Genomic DNA, 23780 nt, shown 5'->3' with positions numbered 1-23780 from the left:
AGGACACCGCCCTTTCACGGCGGTAACAGGGGTTCGAGTCCCCTAGGGGACGCCATTTTTGCCCGCTCTGCGGGATTTTGAAGGGTCATTCATTAGTGAATGGCCCTTTTGTTTTTTGTTGCCTGACATCCCTGTCGGCCACCCTGCGGACCGTTGCTACGCGACGTTAAACATTGCTCCAAGCAATTTTTTCTACCTCCTGAACAGTATTCTCCAGCCGATCAGCGGCTGCCCAAGAGGCTTGCTTAATTATATTTCGACCTTAATATTATGGTTGTAATGTTAAGGAGGCAGGCATGAGCGATAAGAAGGCGCAAACCCGCGAGCGCATCCTCGCAGCTGCTCGTGCGGCGTTGTTGCAGCGCGGTCCGACTGAGCCTGGTGTGGCGGAGTTGATGGGCGCTGCAGGCCTGACAGTCGGTGGCTTCTATGCGCACTTCACGAGCAAGGACGCGCTGATATTGGAAGTATTCCAGCAGATGCTCTGTCAACGCCGCGAGCGAGTCACGCAGTTTGATCCCGTGCTGCCTGGCCATGAGCGTCGGGTGTTGCTGGCTGCCTTTTATCTCTCGCGTAAGCACCGTGATGCCAGCGAGCAAGGGTGTCCGTTGCCCAGTTCGATAGGCGAGCTGGCGCGTATGCCGGAAGGCTTTCGCGTCGTGCTGGCCGAGCATGTCGAGTTGATGACAGCGCAGCTCGCGGGCCGTCCTGAAGAGGCTGAGCAGGCGCTGGCCGATATCGCCTTGATGGTCGGAGGGTTGGCGCTGGCACGCGCGCTGGGCCCTGGTGAGTTGTCTGATCGAGTCTTGCGTGCCGCTAAATCGGCAATCGTTTGAGGATATGGCAATGAATAGCATGAGCTGGGTTCGTGGTTTCAACGCATCGATTGGTCTACTGGCGCCGCATGCCCTGGCAAGCAAGTTGCGCCGGGAATTTATGACGCCACACACCTTGCCGCCGCGGGATTGGGAATTGCCGCTGCTGGCGCAGGCCGAGCGCATCACCCTGCGTTTCGGTCTGTCCGCGCTGCGCTGGGGCAGTGGGCCGGCCGTGTTGTTGATGCATGGCTGGGAAGGCCGGCCGACGCAGTTTGCCGAGCTAATCAAGGCCTTGGTTAATGCTGGCTACGGCGTGGTGGCGCTGGATGCTCCGGCTCATGGCCGTTCGCCTGGTCGCGAGGCCAATGTGGTGCTGTTTGCCCGTGCCTTGCTGGAGGCTGCCAGTGAGTTACCACCACTCAAAGCAGTGATTGGTCACTCCATGGGCGGCGCTAGCGCCTTGCTGGCCACTCAGTTGGGCTTGCGCACTGAGGCGCTCGTCAGCATTGCCGCACCCAGCCGAATTCTGACTATGCTGCGGCGCTTCTCGCACTACATGGGGCTGCCGCGCCAGGCCCGCGCGCACTTTGTCCAGTTGGTCGAAGAGCAGGCAGGGATTCCTGCAGGGCAACTTGATAGCGCGCACTATCAACTGGATTTTCCCGGACTGGTCGTGCATGCGGTAGACGATCCGATGGTGCCGTTCAGCGAGGCAGAGGCCATTCACCAGAGCTGGTTCGACAGTCGTCTGCTGCGCCTTGAGCGTGGTGGGCATCAGCGTGTATTGGCTGATCCGCAGGTGGTGCAGGCCGTGCTGACGCTGTTGGCGTCGTTGAATCAGGCATCGTCCAGGGCGCTCGCCTCGTAGCCAATAACCCGGTTACGCCCGGCGGCCTTGGCTTGATAGAGCGCTTGGTCAGCGTGCCGTAACAGCTGCTCGCGTTCGCTGTTGGGGCCTGGCGTGAGTGTGTACACGCCGATGCTTAGGCTCAGGTCGATACTCAAACCCTGGTGCATGCAGGGATGACTGGCCAGGTCTGCGCGAAGCTGCTCGGCCAGGTCCATGGCGCCAGATTGGTGGGTGTCGCAGAGCACGGCGGCAAACTCCTCACCGCCAAAACGTACCAGTAGGTCATTACTGCGCATGCGCTGCTGCATGCGCAGGGCGGCGTGCTGCAAGCAGGCATCGCCGACCAGATGGCCGTGCAGGTCGTTGACCTTCTTGAAGTGATCCAGGTCCATCATCAGCATTGAAATCGGCTGCTGGCTGCGTTTGGCCTGTGCCAGCAGACGCTCCAGTTCTTCGTTGAGCACCTGACGATTGAGGAGCCCGGTCAGGCTGTCGCGACGACTCAGTTCGGCCAGCTGACGGTTGGCAATCGATAGTTCCTGCAGGGCCTGTTGCAGGGAGGCGGTGCGCTCCTGCACGCGGGCTTCCAAGCCTTCGTTAATTTGTTGTTGCAGGTCCAGGCTCTTGGCCTGCTCCAGGCGCAGCTGGTGCTCATTGGCAAATAGCTGAGCTTGAGCTTCTTGCTGGGCGTTTTGCGCAAGCCGAATGCGTGAACCAAGGGCAATTGAAAAGATCACCAGCTCAAACAGACTGCCGATTTGCTGAGCGTGTAGGGTTAGCAGCGAGTTGGCGATCAGGCCGGTGCCGCTCAGCACGCTGAACAGGCTGGCGATAATCAGTGCTGACCAGCCCAGGGCAAACAGCTTGGCCGGCGGGTAGCCGTCGCGCCAGCGCAGCACGGTGAAGATGCAGCCGAAAATTGCACAGACCAGAAGCAGCACGAAACTGCCGATTAACGCGACGAGGTAGGGCGCTGCCACGGCCAGTGCCATCACCAGCAGGCTGCAGCCAATTAGGCCGTGGCAAATCCAGCTGTAAGCCCGATGGTGATTTTTGAGGTCGAGCACGCCATGGGTGAACAGTACGCCGAACAGTGTCGCCAGCGCCGAACTGAACGGGAAACTCATCTGCTGCCAAGTCAGTGACTCGGGCCAGAACCATTGCAAGGCGAAGCCTAACTGGATGAACTGGTAAAAACTGAAGCTGGCGACAAACAGGCTGTACCAGAGGTAGTTACGGTCGCGGGTGATGATAAAAATCGACAGGTTGTAAATCATCATCACCAGCAGCGCACCAAAGAACAGGCCCTGGAGCAGCAGCATGCGTTGTTCATACTGGTTGAAGGCCTGGCTGCTCATCAGGCTTGCGCTGAGGTTGGCCGAGCCGTCGGTCTGCATGCGCAGGATCAGCTCACGTTCCTCCCCGGCAGCCAGGCTGAATGGCAACACCAGTTGGCGGTGATTGACCCAGCGGTGGTGGAACGGCCGCTGATCGCCCGCCTGGTACACCCGGCCGTCGTCCAGGCCGTATGCGTCCAGGGTGTCGAGCAGCGGATTACCGATCAATAGCACCCAGTTGATGGCGTTATCAGCCGGGTTGTGCAGGCTGAAACGCAACCAGTAGGCGTGTGTGCTGTAGCCGAAACTGGCATCGCGACGGGCTACCGGTTGCCAGGCCGATTCAGGCAGCTGGCGAACGCTGTGAATGTCCGCCAGGCCTTCGGGGTCAGCCCAGACATGCATGGCCGGGCCTGGCAATAGCGGGGTATCGCTGGCTAGAAGCGGCAGGCTGGAGGCCTGCGCCAGTGTCGGCAGCAACAGCAGTAGGAGTACGCGCAGCAACACAATCAAAAGAGGCATTCCATGGCAAGGATGTTGGCGACACGACAAAGGTGCATTATTACGCGGCCTTATGACATACCGATAGCTTCTCCGGGGTCGCTTATGAGCCAAAATTTGTTGCATTGCCATGCTCAGCGCGACGCTTGTGTGCATGCGCTGGCTGCTGATCTGTCAACGCAGATTCGGGCCAAACTGGGGCAACAGCCTCGCGCCGGTCTGATCCTGCCCGGCGGCAGTAGCCCGCAGGCCTTATTGCCCCTCTTGGCGCAGCAGTTGGACAGCCAACGGATTGACCTCACTCCCAGCGATGAGCGTTGGGTGCCAGCGCAGGCGGCCGAAAGTAATTGGCAGTTGTTGCATCAGGGGCTGCCGCAGGCTAATTGCCTTGACCCACGCCAGGGCGCAACGCTTGAACAATCGGCATTGAGCTGGGGCGAGCAGTTGGCGCAGTGGCCGCCGTTTAGTGCAGTGTTGCTGGGCATGGGTGAAGACGCGCATATCGCCTCGCTGTTTCCCGGTATGCCCGGCCTGGCTGCCGCGCTTGATCCGCAAGCTCAACCCGCAGCCTTGCTAGCTCTGGCGCCGCAAGCACCGCGTGAGCGGTTGTCGCTGAATCTGGCGATGCTGCAGCGTGGCCAGTGGCTCGGCTTGCTGGCGTTCGGCGAGCGCAAGCGCGAGCTGATTGATGCCGTGCTGGCGGATCAACCTTCGGCTCGCGAGTTACCGCTGTATGCTTGGCTGCAGTGCAGTCCGTTGCCGGTAAATATCTACTGGGCACCCTGAGAGCATGTTGAGGTCTGCTGCATATAGGTGCTGCTGCGTTAGAGCAGTGGCTAAGCCGTTACACTGCAAGCCTGTGCCTCACCGAGAAAGGGAATAGTCATGTTGCATCCGGTTGTTGAGCAGGTGACCGCCGCACTGGAAAAACGCTCGGCCAAACGCCGCGAGCGCTATTTACAGCGCTTGACCCAGGCTGCCGCGCGCACCGCACATCAGGCCCTGGGTTGCTCCAACCTGGCTCATGCCCTGGCGGCGCAACCTGATGATGCGCGGCTGATCATGAAACAGGGCGGCTCGCCGCATGTCGCGATCATTTCCAGCTACAACGATCTACTCTCGGCCCATGCGCCGCTCAGGGACTATCCCGAGCGTCTGAAAGTGGCGCTGGCCAAGGCTGGCGCGACCTCGCAGTTCGCCGCCGGGGTGCCGGCCATGTGCGATGGCATCACCCAGGGCGAGGGCGGCATGCAACTGTCGCTGTTTTCCCGCGACCTGATTGCCCAGGCTGCCGGCATCGGCTTGACCCACGGTATTTTCGATGGCGCGCTGTATTTGGGGGTGTGCGACAAGATCGTCCCCGGCCTGCTGATTGGCGCGCTGCATTTCGGTCATCTGCCGGCCGTATTCGTGCCGGCCGGGCCCATGCAATCGGGGCTGCCGAACAAGGAAAAAGCCGCCGTCCGCCAGCGTTATGCCCGTGGCGAAGCCAGTCGTGATGAGCTGCTGGCTGCCGAGTTAGCTGCTTACCACCAGGCCGGCACCTGCACCTTCTACGGCACGGCCAATACCAATCAGTTACTGATGGAAGCGATGGGCCTGCACGTACCGGGCAGCGCCTTTATTCACCCCTACACACCGCTGCGCGATGCCATGACCGATGAGGCAGCGCGCTTGGTGGCGCACAACAGCCGCCAGGGCGAGCGCTATCTGCCGGTCGGTCAGCAGATTGATGCGCGGTCGCTGATCAATGCGGTGGTGGCTTTGCTTGCCAGCGGCGGCTCGACCAATCACACCTTGCACCTGCCGGCCATTGCTCGAGCGGCGGGCTATGAACTGAACTGGGATGATTTCGCCGCGTTGTCCAAGGTGGTGCCGCTGCTGGCGCGGGTTTATCCGAATGGCGCAGCAGACGTGAATCAGTTTCAGGCCGCCGGTGGGCCGGCTTGGTTGCTGCGTGAACTACTCGGCGCCGGTCTGCTGCATGACGATGTTGCCACCGCTGCCGGACATGGTTTGCGTGCCTATACCCGCGAGCCCTGGCTGGAGGCTGAGCGCCTGGCCTGGCGCGACCTGCCGGCACAGAGCCCGGCGCCGGATATTGTCCGGCATGTGGCTGAGCCTTTTGCTGAGGAGGGCGGGCTGGTGCTGCTGGCAGGCAACCTGGGGCGCGCCATCCTGAAAACCTCAGCGGTGGATCCGGCGTTCTGGCACATCCGCGCCCAAGCGCGCATCTTTGATTCGGAAGCAGCTGTGCAGGCGGCCTACAGCGCCGGCGATCTACATGGTGACCTGGTGCTGGTGGTGCGCTTCCAAGGCCCACAAGCCAATGGCATGCCTGAGCTGCACAAACTGATGCCGTTGTTGGCCAATTTGCAGCAAGCCGGCCAGCGGGTGGCCCTGGTGACCGATGGGCGCATGTCTGGGGCTTCGGGGCAGGTATCCACTGCCTTGCACGTCACCCCTGAGGCGGCGGCTGGTGGTCCCTTGGCGCGGCTGCAGGACGGCGATTGGTTGGTACTGGATGTACAAAATGGTCTGCTGCAGGTGGAGCTGAGTGAGCAGCAATTGGCCGCGCGGCCATTGGCATCTGCCAGTACCGAGCTGGAATTGGGCTATGGTCTGGAAATGTTCGCCGCGCAGCGCCGTCTGGTCGGGTCGGCTGAGCAGGGCGCCAGCAGCCTGTTTGAAGACTGAACGCGACAATTGAATTTGAGAGCGGGGAGCAAGGCATGAGCCTGACGATGGATGTGGTGCTGCAGCAGGCCCGCCCGGTGTTACCGGTGCTGGTGATTGAAGACATCAGCCTGGCGGTGGACCTGGCCCGTGCGCTGCACGCCGGTGGCATCCGCGTGCTGGAAGTGACCTTGCGCACGCCGCGGGCATTGGATGCCCTGGCGGCGATGCGCAAGGAACTGCCGGACCTGTTGATTGGCGCCGGAACAGTGATCCACGCCGAGCAGTTTCTCGAAGCCCGCGATGCCGGTGCGCAGTTTGCCGTCAGCCCTGGCTGCACTGAACGTCTGGCGGCGGCGGCAGAGGATTCAGGCCTGCCATATCTGCCGGGTGTGATGACGCCGTCCGAGGTGCTGCTGGCGCTGGAATACGGCTACCGCTCGCTCAAGCTATTTCCGGCTGATGGCGCCACCAGCATCAAGATGCTCAAGAGTTTCAAAGGCCCGTTTACCGGTATTCGCTTCTGCCCAACCGGCGGGGTAACCCCGGATAACCTGCTGGGCTTCCTGCGCTTGCCCAACGTGGCCTGTGTCGGCGGCACCTGGATCGCGCCAAGTAACCTGGTACGCGCACGTGCCTGGGATCAGATCACCCAGCTGGCTGCCGAGGCGCGCGCCTTGGCCGGTAGCCTGGAGCAGTCGGCATGAGCTGGGAGCTGAGCAATCCCTTTGTCATTGATATTCAGGTCACGGCCGAGGATATCGACGGCCTTGGTCATGCCAATAATGCGGTCTACGTCAGCTGGTTGGAGCGCTGCGCCTGGCGCCATTCGCAGTTTCTGGGGCTGGACCTGGCTGAGTATCGCCGCCTCGACCGCGCTATGGCCGTACTGCGCCATGAGATCGACTATCTGGCCAGCGCCTACGAAGACCAGCAGCTGCAGATGGCTACCTGGATCGTCGAGTCCGACCAGCGCCTGAAGATGGATCGACGCTTCCAGCTGATTCGCCCGGAAGATGGCATGACCCTGTTGCGCGCGAAAACCACCTTTGTCTGCATCGAACTGTCCAGTGGTAAGCCCAAGCGTATGCCGCCAGAGTTTGTTGAGGGTTATGGCGCGGCTTTGCAACCCCCATTTCCCATGGAACTGTGACGCGCCGTTGGGCTAATGCCTGAGCGTTTCACCATCACGCCGCGTACACTACGCGGCGTTTTTCTACCTGCGACTTTTAGCCGAAGCGCAGCACCGCATTTTCAAGAGATTGCCTATGCAAATCGCCCTGGCCCCGATGGAGGGGTTGGTCGACGAAATCCTTCGCGATGTGCTCACTCAGGTGGGCGGCATCGATTGGTGCGTGACGGAATTTATCCGGGTAACCGAGCGGGTATTGCCCGTCAGCACCTATGAGAAGCTCGCGCCTGAATTGTTCAGCAGCGCGCAAACGGCCGCCGGCACGCCGCTGCGCGTGCAGTTCCTCGGCTCCGATCCAGCCTGCCTGGCGGACAACGCGGCGTTTGCCTGCACCCTCGGCGCGCCCGTGATCGACCTCAACTTCGGCTGCCCGGCCAAGACGGTGAATAAGTCCCGTGGCGGCGCGGTATTGCTCAAAGAGCCCGAGTTGCTGCATGCCATCGTCCGTGAAGTGCGTCGTGCGGTGCCAGCCGCGATTCCGGTCACGGCGAAAATGCGCCTGGGTTTTGATCACAAGGACTATGCCTTGGAGTGTGCCGAGGCGCTGGCCGAGGGCGGCGCGGCACAGATCGTGGTACACGCGCGGACCAAGGTTGAAGGCTACAAGCCGCCGGCACACTGGGAGTGGGTGGCCCGGGTGCAGGACGCGGTGAAAGTGCCGGTATTTGCCAATGGCGAGATCTGGACCCTGGATGACTGGCGGCGTTGCCGTGAGGTCAGTGGGGTTGAGGACATCATGCTCGGTCGTGGCCTGGTGGCGCGTCCTGACCTGGCCCGGCAAATTGCCGCTGCTAGGGCAGGGCAGGACGTGGTTGCCATGAGTTGGGCTGAGTTGCAGCCGCTGCTTGCGGATTTCTGGCTGCAGGCGCGGCGCAAAATGTCACCACGCTACGCACCGGGTCGTCTCAAGCAATGGCTTGCCATGCTGACGCGCAGCTACCCCGAAGCCACCGAGCTGTTCAACCTGCTGCGCCGCGAAAACGACTGTCTGCGCATTGATGGCTTGCTCGGTATCCAGTTTGCCGAGGTAGAGCCTGTCGAGCAGGCCAGTGCCTGACGATCTGCCAGCCCTTACTGCCGTTCTGGCGCTGTGCATAACATGCAGCACTTGAAATTTTTCTGAGTCACCACATGTTCAGTGATGTGGGATGCCGAAGTCGGGTCCTGCGCTTATTCACTCGCTGAACCTCAGGAGATTTTTATGAGCACTGCATTTTCCATGACACCGCTGTTCCGTCAGTCCGTTGGCTTCGACCGGTTTAATGATCTGTTCGAGTCGGCCATGCGCAACGAGGCAGGTAGCAGCTATCCACCCTATAACGTCGAGAAGTATGCCGACGATCAATACCGCATCGTGGTTGCGGCCGCGGGCTTCCAAGAGGACGATTTGGAGCTGCAGGTCGAGCGCGGCGTGTTGACCGTTAGCGGTGGCAAGCGCGATACCAGCGCCGAGAACGTCACCTACCTGTACCAGGGCATCGCTCAGCGCGCCTTCAAACTGTCGTTCCGCTTGGCCGACCATATCGAGGTCAAGGCTGCCAGCCTGGTCAACGGCCTGCTGAATATCGACCTGGTGCGTATCGTGCCGGAAGAGGCAAAAGCCAAGCGCATTCCAATCGGTGCTGGTCGCACTGTGCTGCAGAGCTAAGCAGCGTTGCGGTTAACAACAAGGGCACCTGCGGGTGCCCTTGTTGTTTTACAGGGGCGCCGGTATGCGGTTGTCGTGCAGCAACTGGCGGAACTGCTGCAGTGGCACCGGCCGGCTGAACAGGTAGCCCTGATAGTGGTGACAGCCCTGTTGCTGGAGAAACTCCAACTGATCCACCTGTTCAACCCCTTCGGCAATCATGCCCAAGCCCAGGCTGCGAGCCATGGCGACGATTGCGCGGATAATCTCGGCATCGTTGGCATCGAGGGTGGCGTCGCGTACGAACGACTGATCAATCTTCAGCACATCCACCGGCAGGCGCTTGAGGTAGGTCAGCGAGCTGTAGCCGGTGCCAAAATCGTCCATGGCGAAGGTTACACCGAGGCGTTTGAGGCGATTCATCTTGGCGATGGTGTCGTCGATGTTCTGGATCACGATGCCTTCGGTGATTTCCAGTTTGAGCATCTGCGGCGGCAGGTGGCTGTTGGTCAGGCTGCTTTCTACTCGGTCAACAAAGTCATGCTGACGGAACTGTCGAGGGCTGATGTTGACGCATAGGCTGAACTGCGCGGCGTTGACCATGCCTTGCTCAATCAGGCGGGCGCAGGCGTGGCAGGCTTCGGCAAGTACCCATGCGCCGACTTCAAGAATCAGCCCGCTTTCTTCAAGCACATGGATAAACAGCGCCGGCGACTGCGGCCCAAGGGTCGGATGCATCCAGCGCAAGAGGGCTTCGGCCCCGATAATCTGGTTGTTCCGCGCATCCACCTGAGGCTGAAAGTACAACTCGAATTCACCCCGGGCGAGCGCCAGGCGCAGGTCGTTTTCCAGGCGTAGGCGTTCGCTGGCAGCCTTCTGCATGGTGTTGCGAAACAGTTGGATGCAGTTGCGGCCCGAGTCTTTGGCCCTGTACAGGGCGATATCCGCACGTTTGAGCACATCGGATGGTGTATCGCCGTGGTCAGGCACCAGGGCGATGCCAATGCTGGGCGTTACTTGCAGTTGGTGGCCGTCGAGCAGCATGGGTTCGGCGAGTAAGTGGCGCAGTTTTTCCGCCAGGGCGCGGACCTGTTGCACGACCTTTGAACGCTTGCCTTCCAGGCCGGAAATCAGCACGACAAACTCGTCGCCACCCAGGCGTGCCACCGTGTCTTCCTGACGTACGCTGGATTCCAAGCGCGCCGTCACCAGCTTGAGCACCGCATCGCCGACGGGATGGCCGAGTGAGTCGTTGATGTGTTTGAAGTGGTCCAGGTCAATAAATAGCAGGGCGCCGCGCAGTTCGTGACGTTTGAGTAGAGCGATTTGCTGGGTCAGGCGATCAAGCAGCAGTGCACGGTTGGGCAGGTTGGTCAGCGAGTCGTGGTAAGCCAGGTGCTGCACCTGAGCCTGGGCTTCCTTGAGCTCGCTGATATCGCGGGCGGTGAGCAGCAGGCAGGGGATGTTGTTGAGCTGGATGGGATTTACCGATACCTCAACCATTTTGATGCTGCCGTCGCGGTGTCTTCCATGCATTTCCATGCGGCGCACATGCCCGTCGCGTTTAAGCGTATCTAGCATCTGGATGCGTTCTGATGGATCGGCCCACACGTTAATTTCTAGGGCCGTACGCCCAATGACCTCTTCAGCGCTGTAGCCGTTTAGCCTGCAGAAGCCTTCATTTACCTCAATGTAGCGGGCAGTGTCGCGTTCGGTAATGGTGATGGCGTCCGGGCTTGATTGGAATGCCAGGGCGAACTTCTCCTGGCTGGCTTGCAGCGCTGCTTGGGCTTTTTGCCGTTCACTGATGTCTCGGAAGGTGGTGAGGATGCAGGGTTGGTTATTCAGCAGCAGGGGTCTGGTGGACACCACGCAGGTGATCACGCGCCCTTGTTTATCCAGGTAATCCGCCACTTCGTTATGCAGGCTCTTATCGCGTTCGAGCTTGTCGTAGAGCGCGGTTCGCACGTCGAGGTTGGCCCAGAAGTTCAGCTCGGTCATGCGCCGGCCGATAATCTCCTCGGGCTGCCAGCCGAAGGCCTGGCTGAAGCTTGAGTTGATTTCCATGGCCACGCCGTCAGGCAGGGTGGTCAGGGCGACGGGGTCGGGGCTGGCTTGGAACAGGTTGGCGAATTTGGCCTCAGAAGCTGCCAGGCGTTGTTCGCGGCGCACACGCTCACTGATATCGATGAGGATGCCGGCCATGCGTTCAGGCTTGCCGTCGGCGTCGCGGTAGAGCTTGGCGGTGCTTTCCAGGTAATGCACCTCCTTGTTGCCGTATACCGCGCGGTAGGTGACCTGGTAATCCTCGGTGAGTCCCTGCGCCAAGTTATTGAAGTGCTTGCGCATGGCGTGACGGTCTTCCAGTGGGACGCAGCTGAAGAACTTGCGGAAGTCGTCATGGAAGGGCTCATCTTCCAAACCGTGTAGTTTGGAGGCGCGCGCAGAGCCAAACAGCATGTTGCTTGGGATGTGCCAGTCCCAAGTGCCGAGGTCGGCCGAATCCAGGGCCAGATTCAGGCGCTCCTGGCTGTCGTGAAGATCACGCTCCTGCTGGCGTTGCTGGGTAATGTCACGCAGCGACAGAACCAGGCATGGAATGCCATCCAGGATAATTTCGCCGCCAAACAGCAGATTCCGGCGAATACTGCCGTCGCGGTGGTAGAGCGGTACTTCCAGGCCGTTGAGGGTGTTGCTTTTGACCGCGTCCATCATCCGTTGGCGATCTTTGAGGCAGGCCCAGATGCCCATTTCCAGCGAGGTGCGGCCCAGAGTTTGTTCACTGGTCCAGCCGAATTGACGTTCGAAACCTGCGTTGATTTCGATAAAGCGGCCGCTGGATTTCTCAGTGATAACCACCGCGTCCGGGCTGTAATTGAAGGCCTGGGCGAACTTTTCCTCGCTGCTGCGCAGTGCCTGTTCGCGGGCTTGCTGGTTGCTGATGTCGCGGATGACACCAATGACACGCTGCTTGCCATCGGCGTCCAGTTGCAGGCTGCCGCTAATCTCCAGCCAGTGCAAGCTGCCGTCCGGCCAGCGAATACGGTGGCGGAAGGCACGATTGCTGGGGTTGCCGGCTAGCAGTTGTTCAAACAGGCGCAGAATATCTGGGCGGTCTTCCTCGGGAATCAGCTCGATATAGTCGATGCGTTTTTCCAGCGGTTGCTTGGGGTCGAGGCCGAAAAGCGCCTGGGCGCCCCGTGACCAGCTGACGCGGCCGCTTTCGATGTCCCAGTACCAAGTGCCCAGTTTGGCGCCGTTAAGGGCGCGCAACAGGCGCGGGGCATCGTTCCAGGCGTTTTCGAATTCGGCAGGATCCAGTGCCGGGATAAACGGCAGTGGCGGACGGCGATCACTGGATTTAGCCACGACCAACTCTTCCTTTGTATGCGTGGGTTTCCTGGTCGCTGGCTGAGCTACGAGGCTGAGTCATGCAGAAACCTTTCTTATCGTTATAAGCCCACGTTAGCCCCTAGTCGCTGGCCATTGCAAGGCCATCACGCTGAGCATCCAGCAGGTTCATAAAGGCCCGCGCGGCGTTGGAAAGGGTGCGTTCGGTGTGGCTGATATAGCCCAGCTGACGGGTCAGCTGGATGCCCGGTAATGGCAGGCGCGCGACCTGATCATCGAGCATAGTGCGCGGCAGCACGCTCCAGGCCAGGCCGATGGAAACCATCATCTTGATGGTTTCCAGGTAGTTGGTGCTCATGGCGATATTCGGCGTCAGCCCCTGGGCCTCGAACAGGCGCCGCACGATATGGTGGGTAAAGGTGTTGCCGCCGGGAAATACCGCCGGGTGGTGTGCCACATCGGCCAGGCTGATCGCCTGGCTGCGTGCCAGTGGATGCTCGGGGGCAGCGACGAAATCCAGCGGGTCGTCCCATACGGCCACGGCATGCACCGGCTCGCGGGTTTCCGGAGCCAGGGTGATCACCGCCAGCTCGGCGCGGCCATGCAGCACTTCTTCATAGGCCACCTCTGAATCGAGGAACTGGATATCCAGTGCCACCTGCGGGTGTGCGCGGGTAAAGGCGCGCAGCAGCGGTGGCAGGCGGTGCAGGCCAATGTGGTGACTGGTGGCCAGGGTCAGGCGGCCGCTGATCTCGCCATTCAGATTGGTCAGCGCACGGCGCGTATCATCGAGCACATTGAGAATCTGATAGGCCCGTGGCAGCAAGGCACGGCCTGCCTCGGTCAGGCTGACCTCGCGGCCAAGGCGGTCGAACAGGCGCACATTGAGCTGCTGCTCCAGGCTGGCGATGCGTTTGCTCACCGCCGGCTGGGTAAGGTGCAGGCGTTCCGCCGCTTCGGAGAAGCTGCCCAGCTCGGCGATGGCAATAAAGGCATTGAGGGTGGCGAGATCCATGCGGCTTTTCCTGGCAGTGGGCGAAGCGCAATTTGCGCTGCTCAAGTTTACTTGTATTCCATTGAGGAATCCTTTGGATGAAAAATATGAATTTGAGTAATTTAACTCAAGCCCATAGGATTACCCCATAAGCCAAAGGGCTATTTGCCCAGGCATAGAAACAGGTTGATGAGGGATAGCGGATGGCCGGCAAAACGCTGTACGACAAACTCTGGGAAATGCACGAAGTGAAGCGCCGCGACGATGGTTCGTCGCTGATCTACATCGACCGGCATATCCTCCACGAAGTGACCTCGCCCCAGGCCTTTGAGGGCTTGCGTCTGGCCAGCCGCAAACCGTGGCGCATCGACGCCAACATCGCCACCCCGGACCACAACGTGCCGACCACCAAGGCCGAGCGTCAGGGCGGCCTGGAAGCCATTGCTGATGAAGTGTCGCGCATTCAGGTACAAACCTTGGATGAGAACTGCGATGACTTTGGCATCCTCGAATTCAAGATGAACGACATTCGCCAGGGCATCGTTCACGTAGTTGGCCCAGAGCAGGGCGCGACCTTGCCGGGCATGACCGTGGTCTGCGGCGATTCGCACACCTCCACCCATGGCGCCTTCGGTGCGCTGGCCCATGGCATTGGCACCTCTGAGGTCGAGCATGTGCTCGCCACCCAGTGCCTGGTGGCCAAGAAGATGAAGAACATGCAGGTGCTGGTCGAAGGCAAGCTGCTGTTCGGCGTGACCGCCAAAGACATCGTGCTGGCCGTGATCGGCAAAATCGGCACCGCCGGCGGTAACGGCCATGCGTTGGAGTTTGCTGGCAGCGCAATCCGCGACTTGTCGCTGGAAGGGCGCATGACCATCTGCAACATGTCCATCGAAGCCGGTGCCCGCGTGGGCCTGGTGGCGGTGGATGAAAAAACCATTGCCTATGTCGAAGGTCGTCCGTTTGCCCCGAAAGGCGCCGATTGGGCCGCCGCTGTGGCGCAGTGGCAGGACCTGGTGTCCGACGCCGATGCGCATTTCGACACCGTGGTTGAGCTGCGCGCTGAAGACATCAAACCGCAAGTCAGCTGGGGCACTTCGCCGGAAATGGTGCTGGCGGTTGACCAGAACGTGCCGGACCCCGCTGCCGAAAGCGACCCGGTGAAGAAGGATTCGATCATCCGCGCCCTGAAATACATGGGCTTGCAGGCCAATCAAGCGATCACCGATATCCAGCTGGATCGCGTATTTATCGGCTCCTGCACCAACTCGCGCATCGAAGACCTGCGCGCCGCTGCTGAAGTGGCCAAGGGTCGTAAGGTCGCCAGCACCATCAAGCAGGCGATGGTGGTGCCGGGCTCCGGTCTGGTTAAAGCCCAGGCGGAACAAGAAGGGTTGCACCACATCTTTATCGAGGCCGGTTTTGAATGGCGCGAGCCGGGCTGCTCCATGTGCCTGGCGATGAACCCGGACAAACTCGGTAGTGGCGAGCATTGCGCATCCACCTCCAACCGTAACTTCGAAGGCCGTCAGGGTGCCGGTGGGCGTACTCACCTGGTCAGCCCGGCGATGGCGGCGGCAGCGGCGGTGACTGGCCGCTTTATCGATGTGCGCGAATTGATCCAGGCCTAAGGAGCTGACGATGAAAGCCTTTACCCAACACACCGGCCTGGTTGCACCGCTCGATCGCGCCAACGTCGACACCGACCAGATCATCCCCAAGCAGTTCTTGAAGTCGATCAAGCGTACTGGCTTCGGCCCGAACCTGTTCGATGAATGGCGCTACCACGATGTCGGCCAGCCGAATCAGGACAACTCCAAGCGCCCGGTGAATCAGGAGTTCGTACTGAACTTCGCGCGTTACCAAGGTGCCAGCGTGCTGCTGGCGCGGGAGAACTTTGGTTGTGGGTCGAGCCGCGAGCACGCGCCTTGGGCGTTGGAAGAATATGGCTTCCGCACCATCATCGCGCCGAGCTTTGCCGATATCTTCTTTAACAACAGCTTCAAGAACGGCCTGCTGCCGATCATCCTCAAGGAGGACGAGGTCGATGCGCTTTTCCAGCAGGCCGAAGCCACGGTTGGCTACCAGCTGACCGTCGACCTGGCCGCGCAAACCGTGACCCGTCCGGATGGCGTGCAGTATAGCTTCGAGGTCGATGCCTTCCGTAAGCATTGCCTGCTCAATGGCCTGGACGATATCGGCCTGACCCTGCAGGACAGTGACGCGATCAAGACCTTTGAAACCACCTATCAGCAGCGCAGCCCTTGGCTGTTCGGCGCCATCAAGTAATCAGCGGGCGAGTGCATCCGTCACTCGCCGATTAATGAGTTGAGAAAAGCATGTCCAAGCAGATTCTGATTCTCCCCGGCGACGGTATCGGCCCGGAAATCATGGCCGAAGCGGTCAAGGTGCTGAACCTGGCCAACGACAAGTACAACCTGGGTTTCGAACTGAGCTTCGATGACCTCGGTGGTGCAGCCATCGACCGTTACGGCGTGCCGCTGGCCGACGAAACCCTGGCTCGCGCGAAGGCCGCTGACGCCATTCTGCTCGGCGCTGTGGGCGGCCCGAAGTGGGACGCCATTGACCCGGCGATCCGCCCGGAGCGCGGCCTGCTGAAGATTCGCTCGCAGCTGGGTCTGTTCGGCAACCTGCGCCCTGCGATTCTCTACCCGCAACTGGCCGATGCTTCCAGCCTCAAGCGTGAAATCGTCGCGGGTCTGGACATTCTGATCGTGCGTGAGCTGACCGGAGGCATCTATTTCGGTCAGCCGCGCGAAAGCAAAGTGCTGGAAAACGGCGAGCGCATGGCCTACGACACCCTGCCGTACAGCGAGAGTGAAATCCGCCGTATCGCCCGTGTCGGCTTCGACATGGCACGTGTGCGTGGCAAGAAGCTCTGCTCGGTGGACAAGGCCAACGTGCTGGCTTCCAGCCAACTGTGGCGCGCTGTGGTCATTGAAGTGGCCAAGGACTACCCGGACGTCGAACTCAGCCATATGTACGTGGACAACGCCGCCATGCAGCTGGTGCGCGCGCCGAAGCAGTTTGACGTGATGGTCACCGACAACATGTTCGGCGACATTCTTTCGGATGAAGCCTCCATGCTCACTGGCTCCATCGGTATGCTGCCGTCGGCTTCCCTGGACGCCAACAACAAGGGCATGTACGAACCGTGCCACGGCAGCGCGCCGGATATCGCCGGCCAGGGCATTGCCAACCCGTTGGCGACCATTCTGTCGGTGTCGATGATGCTGCGTTACAGCTTCAATCAAACGGCTGCTGCGGATGCCATCGAGCTGGCCGTAAGCAATGTGCTGGATCAGGGCCTGCGTACCGGCGATATCTTCAGTGCGGGTACAACCAAGGTCGGCACCGCGGCAATGGGTGATGCGGTAGTCGAAGCGCTGCGTAGTCTGTAATCTTCCTGGCCCGCCGGAGGTCTCCGGTGGTCAGCTTATATAGGTGTAGTGGTTATGAAACGTGTAGGTCTGATCGGTTGGCGCGGCATGGTCGGTTCCGTGCTGATGCAACGCATGCTGGAAGAGCAGGATTTCGACTTGATCGAGCCGGTGTTCTTCACCACCTCCAATGTCGGCGGCCAAGGCCCGGCGATTGGCAAGGAAACGGCGCCCTTGAAGGACGCCTACAGCATTGACGAGCTGAAAAGCCTGGACGTGATTCTCACCTGCCAAGGTGGCGACTACACCAGCGAAGTTTTCCCCAAGCTGCGCGAAGCCGGCTGGCAGGGTTACTGGATTGATGCTGCCTCGTCGTTGCGCATGGATGACAGCTCGGTCATCGTGCTCGACCCGGTTAACCGCAAGGTGATTGATCAGCAGCTGGATGCCGGTACCAAGAACTACATCGGCGGCAACTGCACCGTCAGCCTGATGCTGATGGCGCTGGGCGGCCTGTATGAGGCTGGCCTGGTCGAGTGGATGAGCGCCATGACTTATCAGGCGGCCAGCGGTGCTGGTGCGCAGAACATGCGTGAGCTGATCAAACAGATGGGCGCGATTAACGCCTCGGTAGCCGATGAGCTGGCCGACCCGGCCAGCGCCATTCTGGATATCGATCGCAAAGTGGCCGAAGCCATGCGCGGCGAATCCTTCCCGGTCGATAACTTCGGCGTGCCGCTGGCCGGCAGCCTGATCCCTTACATCGACAAGGAACTGCCGAACGGCCAGAGCCGTGAAGAGTGGAAGGGCCAGGCAGAAACCAACAAGATCCTCGGTCGCTTCAAGAACCCGATTCCTGTCGACGGTCTGTGCGTGCGTATCGGTGCCATGCGTTGCCACAGCCAGGCGCTGACCATCAAGCTGAACAAGGACGTGCCGCTGTCGGACATCGAAGGCCTGATCAGCCAGCACAACCCCTGGGTCAAGCTGGTGCCGAATCAGCGTGAAGCCAGCATTCGCGAGCTGGGTCCGACTGCTGTGACGGGTACTCTGAGCGTGCCGGTTGGTCGTCTGCGCAAGCTCAACATGGGCTCGCAATACCTGGGCGCATTCACTGTCGGTGATCAGCTGCTGTGGGGCGCGGCGGAGCCGCTGCGACGCATGCTGCGTATCCTGCTGGAGCGTTAATCGCGCTGCGCTGATACGCAAACAGGTTGACTAAAAGGGGCGGGCTGTTGGGCATTCGAGTCAAATCGAGCGCCCGGCAGCCCGCTCCTTTGCATTTTGTTGGGGCGGCTATACAGTGCTGGGCTTATTTATTCGAGCGTTGCCATGACCCGTACTTTTGATATTGCCGTAATCGGCGCCACCGGCAGCGTTGGTGAAACCCTGGTGCAGCTGCTGGAAGAGCGCGAGTTCCCGGTGGCCAATCTGCATCTGGTAGCCAGCGGTGAATCAGCCGGACGTTCCTTGTCTTACAAGGGCAAGAACCTACGCGTACGCGATCTGGAAACCTTCGATTTTGCCAGCGTGCGGCTGGTGTTCTTCGCTGCTGGCAGCAAGGTGACGCAGAAGTATGCCGCGCAAGCCGCTGCGGCTGGCTGCGCAGTGATTGATCTGGCCAGTGGTTTGCCCGCCGCCCAGGCGCCACGAGTGATTCCCGAGGTCAATCCTGCCGTCTTAGCGAGCTTGACGGCGCCTTATCTGTTGACCAGCCCAAGCGCCCCGGGTGTTGCACTGGCCGCGGTGCTGGCGGCGTTGCCTGAGCAAGTGCGTATTCAGCGGGTGACTGTGACGGCCTGCCTGGCGGTTTCCAGTCGCGGGCGGGAAGGGGTGTCCGAGTTGGCGCGGCAAACCGCCGAGCTGCTCAATGGCCGAGCATTCGAGCCGCAGCTGTTTGATCGGCAAATGGCCTTCAATCTGCTGGCGCAGGTCGAACAGACCGATAGCGCAGGGCACGCAGCGCTAGAGCGGCAGATTGCCGGCGAGCTCAAGGAGTTGCTGGCATTGCCCGATTTGCAGGTTGCGGTGACCTGTATCCAGGTTCCGGTGTTCTTTGGCGACAGCCTGAACGTTTCAGTGCAGACCGAGTCGGCCATCGACCTTACGCAGGTATACGCTGCTCTGGACGCCGCGCCGGCTCTGGAATTGGTGCAAATGGATGATTATCCGACCGCGGTCGGCGACGCCGTCGGCCAGGATGTGGTCTATGTTGGCCGAGTGCGCGCCGGTTTGGCTGATCCTGCTGAACTCAATTTGTGGATTGCGTCTGATAACGTGAGAAAAGGCGCGGCGCTAAATGCTGTGCAATTGGCCGAGTTGTTGATAAAACACTATCTGTAAAAGATACTTACCAAGAAATTTGAAGAATCTTTCGAGCTTGGCAATACTGGCTGAGTTGATTGCTGGATGGGGTTGCGTCTTCGGGCGTAGTAGGCAGCAATTATCAACATCCTCTCGCTGGTCGAGAAAAAAAGATAAAACAAGGGATAACGCTATGGTTCGGGTTCGCAAACTGGTGCTGGCAATCGCAGCTGCTTCGGCGCTGTCATCCGGTATGGCGCACGCGCTGGGGCTGGGTGAGGTGACCCTGCAATCGGCGCTCAATCAGCCGTTAGTGGCTGAGATTGAGTTGCTGGAAGTGCGTGACCTGGCTTCCAACGAAGTTATACCGACCCTAGCATCCCCGGAAGCATTCACTAAAGCCGGCGTTGATCGTCAGTTCTTCCTGACTGACCTGAAATTCACCCCGGTGCTCAAGCCCAATGGCAAAAGCGTCATTCGGGTGACCTCCAGCAAACCCATGCGTGAGCCTTACCTGAACTTCCTGGTTGAAGTGCTCTGGCCGAATGGCCGTTTGTTGCGTGAATACACCGTGTTGCTGGATCCGCCGCTGTATACCCCGCAGAGCGTTATTCCTGCTGCAGCGCAAATGCCTGTAGCTGCACCAGCGCCTGCGCCACGTGTGCAAGCTCCTGCTCCGCGCCCGGCCTCAGCTGCCGTTAAGCCTGTAGCGCCAACAGCTCCAGCAGCACCTGTTGCGCCAGCGGCCAAACCGCTGGAAGGCAATGAATACAAAACCACCGCCAACGACACCCTCTGGGAAATTGCCCAGCGAGCGCGTGCTGGTGGCAGCGTACATCAGGCCATGTTGGCGATTCAGGACTTGAATCCGGATGCCTTTATCGGCGGCAACATCAACCGCCTTAAAAGTGGTCAGGTGTTGCGTCTACCCGATGAGCAACAAGTCAAGAGCCGTGCCCAGGGCGAAGCTCTCGCTCAGGTTGCCGAGCAGAATGCAGCCTGGCGTGAAGGCCGCAGCGTTGCTGCCAGCGCGCGTCAGCTGGATGCCACCAAACGCACCAGCGCCGCCGCGACTCCAGCCAAGGTTGAAACTGGCGATAGCCTGAAACTGGTTGCTGCTGACAGTGGTAAAGCCACTACTGGCAGCGACAAGGGCGCAGCCGACAGCAAAGCGCTGACTGACAAATTGGCCGTGACCCAGGAAAGCCTGGACTCCAGTCGTCGTGAAAATGATGAGCTGAAAGGCCGCATGACAGACCTGCAGAGCCAGCTCGACAAGCTGCAGCGTCTGATTCAGTTGAAAGACGACCAAATGGCCAAGCTGCAGGCTGATCTTGCTGCGCAAGGCCAAGCCCCAGCTGTTGCACCTGCCGCCCCAGTAGCACCGGTAGCTGAGGCCCCGGCTACTCCGGTTGAGCCTGCGCCAGAGGCCGCGCCACAGGATCCAGCTGCTGCTACTCCCGTAGTCCCGGCTGCTACACCTGAAACGGATTTTAACTACAGCGAAGAGCCTGCAGCTCAGCCCGAGACCGTAGCGCCTGTTGCGGTAGAGCCCGCGCCGATTGCTGCTCCTGAGCCAGCTCCGGTCACACCTGTTGCTGAAGCACCGGTAGTGGCTGAGCCGCAAGCTGAAAGCAGCACCCTTGATGATTTGTTGGCTAACCCGATTTTGCTGGGCGCTGCAGGTGGTGGTGCACTGCTGATATTGCTGGTGGCGCTGATGATGCTGTCGCGCCGCAATGCACTGAAAGAAGCCGAGCTGCAGGAAAGCTTGGCAGCTGATGACGCCCCGTCCGATCTGGATGCTGGTCTGGACCTTCAGGATGACAGCTTTGCTGGCATGGCTGATGAGCTGGATGGTCAGCAAACCGATCTGCCGAGCGAAGAACGCGTGACTGCGCAAACTGGCGATGCGTTGGGCGAGGCTGATATCTACATTGCCTACGGTCGCTTCCCTCAGGCTGCTGAACTACTACAAAGCGCCATCAATGATGAACCTCAGCGCAGTGATCTGCGTTTGAAATTGATGGAAGTCTATGCCGAGATGGGTGACCGTAATGGTTTCGCCCGTCAGGACAGCGAGCTGCGTGAGATTGGTGGCAGTGCTGCAGAGCTTGATCAGATCAAAGCGCGCTATCCGGCCATGGCAGTTGCAGCCGGTGCTGGCTTTGCCGCCGCCGCAGTTGCAGAAGAGAATTTAGACAGCTTCAGTCTGGATGATCTTGCTCTGGACGAGCCTAGCCCGAAAGCCGCTGCTGGCGATCAAGACGATGCATTCGATCTGAGCCTGGATGATCTCGAGTCTGAGCTGGATCGTGATCTGCAGGCTGCCGGTAACTCGGCCTCATTGGATGATCTGGATAGCTTGTCACTTGATGACGATCTGGACTTCAGCTCGCCGGTTGAGCAAGCCGACAGCAAGGATGATGACCTGGGTTTTGATCTGAGCCTACCTGAAAGCAGTGATAGCAGTCTTGACCTGAGCGGCGATTTGGCTGATTTCAGTCTGGATCTGGATACTCCGGCCAAGCCTGCTGCAGCTGCCGAAGATGATTTCCTGCTGAGTCTGGATGATGAGCTAAGTGCAGCGCCGGTAGTAGCTGAGCCAGGTTTTGATCTGCCGAGTGAGCAAGCGGGTGGTGATTTCGACTTGTCGGCTGATTTCGACCTGTCGCTGAATGATGAGGCGCCTGCGCAGCCATCAAGCGACAGTTTCGCCGCTCAGTTGGATGAAGTTAGCGCTGAGCTGGACCTGTTGTCTGATGACCTGGATCAGCCAGCGGATCTGGGTATGTCGGCAAGTACTGCTTCGTCTGGCATGGATAATGACGATGACTTCGACTTCCTTTCGGGTACCGACGAGACGGCAACCAAGCTCGATCTGGCGCGTGCCTACATCGATATGGGTGATACCGAAGGTGCTCGCGATATCCTCGATGAAGTCATCACCGAAGGTAACGAAGGTCAGCAAAGTGAAGCGCGTGAGCTGATCGCTAAATTGGTTTGATACATGTCTGATGGTCTTACTACAACGGCAGCCGACTCGGCTGCCGTTGGCGTTTTCAAGATAGCCCTGGGTGTCGAGTACAAAGGTTCGCGCTATCGCGGCTTTCAGCGTCAGCGTGCAGGCGTGCCTTCAATTCAGGAATCGCTGGAAAAAGCCTTGGCGAAAGTCGCTGGCGGCGTTCCCGTAACCCTGAGCTGTGCCGGGCGTACCGATGCACTGGTGCACGCCAGTGCCCAGGTGGTGCATTTCAGTACGCCGGTCGAGCGCTCCATGCATGCTTGGGTCATGGGCGCGAATATGAATTTGCCTGGTGATATCAGCGTGACGTGGGCGAAATCGATGCCGGCGCACTTTGATGCGCGTTTTTGCGCTCAGGCGCGGCGTTACCGTTATGTGATCTATAACGACCAGATTCGCCCGGCGCATATGGCCGAAGAGGTCACGTGGAATCATCGGCCGCTGGATGTCGAGCGCATGCGCCAAGCCGCGCAGTGTTTCATCGGTACCCATGATTTCAGTGCGTTCCGTGCGCGGCAGTGCCAGGCCAAGTCGCCGATCAAAACGGTGCATCACCTTGAGCTATTGCAGCACGGACGGTTTATCGTGCTGGATATCTGCGCCAATGCCTTTCTGCATCATATGGTGCGCAATATCGCTGGGGTGCTAATGACTATTGGTGCGGGCGAGCGGCCGGTTGAGTGGGCGCAGGAAGTGCTGGAAACCCGCGTGCGGCGTACCGGTGGAGTGACTGCGCACCCTTATGGTTTGTATTTGGTGCAGGTTGATTATCCCGAGGAGTTCGACTTGCCCAAACGCTACTTGGGGCCGCACTTTCTTTCCGGCTTGCCTGATGTGGCGGCTGACGCCTGAAAGGCTATTTGCTAGCATCCGGCTTCCACTGAATTTATCGAGGTCATCCTGTTGTCAGCCGTTCGCAGCAAGATTTGTGGCATTACCCGCATAGAGGACGCATTGTCGGCTGTCGAGGCGGGCGCTGATGCAATTGGCCTGGTGTTCTATGCCAAGAGCCCGCGCGCGGTCACGCTGCAGCAAGCGCGCTCGATCATTGCTGCTTTGCCACCTTTTGTGACCACTGTGGGCCTGTTTGTCGATGCCAGTCGCTGTGAGCTAGGTGAGATTCTCGATGCAGTGCCGCTGGATTTGCTGCAGTTCCATGGCGACGAGAACCCTGAAGACTGTGATGGCTACCATCGCCCCTATATCAAGGCACTGCGGGTCAAGCCGGGCGATGACATTGCCGCCCAGGTGGCGCTGTACAGGACTGCCAGCGGTGTACTGCTGGACACCTATGTGCCAGGCATTCCGGGTGGCACAGGTGAGGCGTTCGACTGGTCGCTGGTGCCTGAAGGCTTGAGTAAGCCGGTAATCCTGGCGGGCGGCCTGACGGCTGAGAACGTTGCGCAGGCCATTGCTCAGGTGCGTCCCTATGCCGTCGATGTCAGTGGCGGCGTAGAAATGGCTAAAGGCATCAAGGACGCCGAGAAGATTCGCGCTTTTATGCAGGCGGTGAAGGCTGCTTGAGGTGTGCCTGGTTGATGTGACGGCGCTGCGGGCTTGGCCGTCCATAACCCTGTTGCAGGTTGGATAAACGCTGCAGGCGGTCGTTTGAGGTGGCGGGTGGGTAATGCGGATAGCTCTCACCGGCCCCTGAATCGACCGTACCCATGAATTTTCCCGGTTAGGCTTGGTCGCATTTAGTGC

The 23780-nt window shown here is 59.9% G+C and carries 20 protein-coding genes; 16 read left to right on the top strand and 4 right to left on the bottom strand.

The window, feature by feature from the left end:
- The first annotated feature begins 296 nt into the window (after nucleotides 1-296).
- Nucleotides 297-836 carry a TetR/AcrR family transcriptional regulator gene (locus tag CUR33_RS00795; protein WP_289238401.1) on the top strand — a complete coding sequence of 180 codons (540 nt, stop codon included), beginning with the start codon at nucleotides 297-299 and terminating at the stop codon, nucleotides 834-836.
- Between the two features lie 10 nt (nucleotides 837-846).
- Entirely contained in the window at nucleotides 847-1686 is an 840-nt protein-coding gene (locus tag CUR33_RS00790) for an alpha/beta fold hydrolase (protein ID WP_289238400.1), read from the top strand.
- Here CUR33_RS00790 and CUR33_RS00785 read toward each other — a convergent pair.
- A complete protein-coding gene (locus tag CUR33_RS00785; protein WP_289238399.1) occupies nucleotides 1656-3527 on the bottom strand; it encodes a sensor domain-containing diguanylate cyclase in 1872 nt (623 codons plus the stop codon). The genes CUR33_RS00790 and CUR33_RS00785 overlap by 31 nt on opposite strands.
- Before the next feature lie 84 nt (nucleotides 3528-3611).
- Here CUR33_RS00785 and CUR33_RS00780 point away from each other — a divergent pair, with 84 nt between their 5' ends.
- The 6 genes from CUR33_RS00780 (at nucleotide 3612) to CUR33_RS00755 (ending at nucleotide 9022) form a co-directional block, all read left to right on the top strand.
- Nucleotides 3612-4292: a 6-phosphogluconolactonase gene (locus CUR33_RS00780; RefSeq protein ID WP_289238398.1), complete on the top strand. Its 681-nt coding sequence runs from the start codon at nucleotides 3612-3614 to the stop codon at nucleotides 4290-4292.
- Nucleotides 4293-4394: 102 nt separating this feature from the next.
- The gene (edd, locus tag CUR33_RS00775) at nucleotides 4395-6203 is read left to right on the top strand and encodes a phosphogluconate dehydratase (protein WP_289238402.1); all 1809 of its coding nucleotides are present in this window, start codon (nucleotides 4395-4397) and stop codon (nucleotides 6201-6203) included.
- Between the two features lie 35 nt (nucleotides 6204-6238).
- On the top strand, nucleotides 6239-6889 hold the full coding sequence (locus CUR33_RS00770) for a bifunctional 4-hydroxy-2-oxoglutarate aldolase/2-dehydro-3-deoxy-phosphogluconate aldolase (RefSeq protein ID WP_090252212.1): 651 nt from the start codon (nucleotides 6239-6241) through the stop codon (nucleotides 6887-6889).
- Entirely contained in the window at nucleotides 6886-7335 is a 450-nt protein-coding gene (locus tag CUR33_RS00765) for an acyl-CoA thioesterase (RefSeq protein ID WP_090252215.1), read from the top strand. Before CUR33_RS00770 ends, CUR33_RS00765 begins: the two co-directional genes overlap by 4 nt.
- A gap of 115 nt (nucleotides 7336-7450) precedes the next feature.
- Nucleotides 7451-8431 (top strand): tRNA dihydrouridine synthase, encoded by a 981-nt coding sequence (locus CUR33_RS00760; protein WP_289238397.1) that lies wholly within the window; start codon nucleotides 7451-7453, stop codon nucleotides 8429-8431.
- A 144-nt stretch (nucleotides 8432-8575) separates the two neighbouring features.
- A complete protein-coding gene (locus CUR33_RS00755; RefSeq protein ID WP_090252221.1) occupies nucleotides 8576-9022 on the top strand; it encodes an Hsp20 family protein in 447 nt (148 codons plus the stop codon).
- Nucleotides 9023-9070: 48 nt separating this feature from the next.
- Here CUR33_RS00755 and CUR33_RS00750 read toward each other — a convergent pair whose 3' ends face one another.
- Both CUR33_RS00750 and CUR33_RS00745 read right to left on the bottom strand, forming a co-directional pair.
- The gene (locus tag CUR33_RS00750; protein WP_289238396.1) at nucleotides 9071-12370 is read right to left on the bottom strand and encodes a sensor domain-containing protein; all 3300 of its coding nucleotides are present in this window, start codon (nucleotides 12368-12370) and stop codon (nucleotides 9071-9073) included.
- 103 nt (nucleotides 12371-12473) lie between these two features.
- Nucleotides 12474-13367, bottom strand: a complete 894-nt coding sequence (locus tag CUR33_RS00745) for a LysR family transcriptional regulator (protein ID WP_289238395.1) — start codon at nucleotides 13365-13367, stop codon at nucleotides 12474-12476.
- A 182-nt stretch (nucleotides 13368-13549) separates the two neighbouring features.
- Between CUR33_RS00745 and leuC the strand changes: the two genes are divergently transcribed.
- The 8 genes from leuC to CUR33_RS00705 all read left to right on the top strand — a co-directional run bounded on the left by leuC (nucleotide 13550) and on the right by CUR33_RS00705 (nucleotide 23600).
- Nucleotides 13550-14977: a 3-isopropylmalate dehydratase large subunit gene (leuC, locus tag CUR33_RS00740; RefSeq protein WP_289238394.1), complete on the top strand. Its 1428-nt coding sequence runs from the start codon at nucleotides 13550-13552 to the stop codon at nucleotides 14975-14977.
- A 10-nt stretch (nucleotides 14978-14987) separates the two neighbouring features.
- A complete protein-coding gene (gene leuD, locus CUR33_RS00735) occupies nucleotides 14988-15635 on the top strand; it encodes a 3-isopropylmalate dehydratase small subunit (protein WP_160087874.1) in 648 nt (215 codons plus the stop codon).
- Between the two features lie 50 nt (nucleotides 15636-15685).
- Complete coding sequence (gene leuB / locus CUR33_RS00730; protein ID WP_289238393.1) at nucleotides 15686-16768, top strand: 3-isopropylmalate dehydrogenase; 1083 nt, start codon at nucleotides 15686-15688, stop codon at nucleotides 16766-16768.
- Between the two features lie 54 nt (nucleotides 16769-16822).
- Nucleotides 16823-17935, top strand: coding sequence for an aspartate-semialdehyde dehydrogenase (asd, locus tag CUR33_RS00725; protein WP_069521323.1), 1113 nt, complete (start codon nucleotides 16823-16825; stop codon nucleotides 17933-17935).
- Nucleotides 17936-18079: 144 nt separating this feature from the next.
- A complete protein-coding gene (locus CUR33_RS00720) occupies nucleotides 18080-19090 on the top strand; it encodes an aspartate-semialdehyde dehydrogenase (RefSeq protein ID WP_289238392.1) in 1011 nt (336 codons plus the stop codon).
- 154 nt (nucleotides 19091-19244) lie between these two features.
- Nucleotides 19245-22058, top strand: coding sequence for a FimV/HubP family polar landmark protein (locus tag CUR33_RS00715; protein ID WP_289238391.1), 2814 nt, complete (start codon nucleotides 19245-19247; stop codon nucleotides 22056-22058).
- A gap of 3 nt (nucleotides 22059-22061) precedes the next feature.
- Nucleotides 22062-22928, top strand: a complete 867-nt coding sequence (truA, locus tag CUR33_RS00710; RefSeq protein WP_289238390.1) for a tRNA pseudouridine(38-40) synthase TruA — start codon at nucleotides 22062-22064, stop codon at nucleotides 22926-22928.
- A 51-nt stretch (nucleotides 22929-22979) separates the two neighbouring features.
- Nucleotides 22980-23600: a phosphoribosylanthranilate isomerase gene (locus CUR33_RS00705; RefSeq protein WP_289238389.1), complete on the top strand. Its 621-nt coding sequence runs from the start codon at nucleotides 22980-22982 to the stop codon at nucleotides 23598-23600.
- Here the strand turns inward: CUR33_RS00705 and CUR33_RS00700 are convergent.
- Complete coding sequence (locus CUR33_RS00700) at nucleotides 23575-23745, bottom strand: hypothetical protein (RefSeq protein ID WP_289238388.1); 171 nt, start codon at nucleotides 23743-23745, stop codon at nucleotides 23575-23577. The two genes, CUR33_RS00705 and CUR33_RS00700, sit on opposite strands and share 26 nt — an antisense overlap.
- Between the last annotated feature and the right edge of the window lie 35 nt (nucleotides 23746-23780).

It is taken from the genome of Pseudomonas sp. FEMGT703P, from assembly GCF_002786345.1.
GTDB lineage: Bacteria > Pseudomonadota > Gammaproteobacteria > Pseudomonadales > Pseudomonadaceae > Aquipseudomonas > Aquipseudomonas peli.
The sequence above is the reverse complement of the archived record's forward strand: the minus strand, read 5'-3'. Positions and strand labels throughout refer to the sequence as shown.

Bases quoted from the DNA above. Each gene is read 5' to 3' on its own strand.
- CUR33_RS00795 (WP_289238401.1), top strand. From the start codon at position 297: ATGAGCGATAAGAAGGCGCAAACCCGCGAGCGCATCCTCGCAGCTGCT.
- CUR33_RS00790 (WP_289238400.1), top strand. From the start codon at position 847: ATGAATAGCATGAGCTGGGTTCGTGGTTTCAACGCATCGATTGGTCTA.
- CUR33_RS00785 (WP_289238399.1), bottom strand. From the start codon at position 3,527: ATGCCTCTTTTGATTGTGTTGCTGCGCGTACTCCTACTGCTGTTGCTG.
- CUR33_RS00780 (WP_289238398.1), top strand. From the start codon at position 3,612: ATGAGCCAAAATTTGTTGCATTGCCATGCTCAGCGCGACGCTTGTGTG.
- CUR33_RS00770 (WP_090252212.1), top strand. From the start codon at position 6,239: ATGAGCCTGACGATGGATGTGGTGCTGCAGCAGGCCCGCCCGGTGTTA.
- CUR33_RS00765 (WP_090252215.1), top strand. From the start codon at position 6,886: ATGAGCTGGGAGCTGAGCAATCCCTTTGTCATTGATATTCAGGTCACG.
- CUR33_RS00760 (WP_289238397.1), top strand. From the start codon at position 7,451: ATGCAAATCGCCCTGGCCCCGATGGAGGGGTTGGTCGACGAAATCCTT.
- CUR33_RS00755 (WP_090252221.1), top strand. From the start codon at position 8,576: ATGAGCACTGCATTTTCCATGACACCGCTGTTCCGTCAGTCCGTTGGC.
- CUR33_RS00745 (WP_289238395.1), bottom strand. From the start codon at position 13,367: ATGGATCTCGCCACCCTCAATGCCTTTATTGCCATCGCCGAGCTGGGC.
- leuC (WP_289238394.1), top strand. From the start codon at position 13,550: ATGGCCGGCAAAACGCTGTACGACAAACTCTGGGAAATGCACGAAGTG.
- leuD (WP_160087874.1), top strand. From the start codon at position 14,988: ATGAAAGCCTTTACCCAACACACCGGCCTGGTTGCACCGCTCGATCGC.
- leuB (WP_289238393.1), top strand. From the start codon at position 15,686: ATGTCCAAGCAGATTCTGATTCTCCCCGGCGACGGTATCGGCCCGGAA.
- asd (WP_069521323.1), top strand. From the start codon at position 16,823: ATGAAACGTGTAGGTCTGATCGGTTGGCGCGGCATGGTCGGTTCCGTG.
- CUR33_RS00720 (WP_289238392.1), top strand. From the start codon at position 18,080: ATGACCCGTACTTTTGATATTGCCGTAATCGGCGCCACCGGCAGCGTT.
- CUR33_RS00715 (WP_289238391.1), top strand. From the start codon at position 19,245: ATGGTTCGGGTTCGCAAACTGGTGCTGGCAATCGCAGCTGCTTCGGCG.
- truA (WP_289238390.1), top strand. From the start codon at position 22,062: ATGTCTGATGGTCTTACTACAACGGCAGCCGACTCGGCTGCCGTTGGC.
- CUR33_RS00700 (WP_289238388.1), bottom strand. From the start codon at position 23,745: ATGGGTACGGTCGATTCAGGGGCCGGTGAGAGCTATCCGCATTACCCA.